The organism is Citrobacter sp. TBCS-15, assembly GCF_005280815.1.
Lineage (GTDB): Bacteria > Pseudomonadota > Gammaproteobacteria > Enterobacterales > Enterobacteriaceae > Citrobacter > Citrobacter werkmanii.
Window position 1 is genome coordinate 1 of the sequence record NZ_SZWK01000162.1, and the last position, 233, is coordinate 233.

The following is a 233-nucleotide window of genomic DNA, read 5'->3' on the forward strand; positions in this document are numbered from 1 at the left end:
TAATGGTTCATGAAATAGTACAATATCACAACGATTTTAACACTGTTCCACTTAGAGGATTTAATGAACGAGAACGTAGAATTGTAATGGCATTACTTCATCAAGTAAAAAATAAAGATGTCGAAGTGGTTCAATTAGACTTTGATACTTTGCGTGGATTATCTGGTTGGAATGATACTTTAGCTAAATCTGAAAATTCCAATGCTAAATTTAACCGGTATCTTGAAAACTTG

1 protein-coding gene is annotated in these 233 nt (G+C 31.8%); it reads left to right on the top strand.

The features are described from left to right. On the top strand, positions 1–233 hold a 233-nt coding region (locus FDW96_RS12485), incomplete at both ends, for a RepB family plasmid replication initiator protein (RefSeq protein ID WP_137365771.1).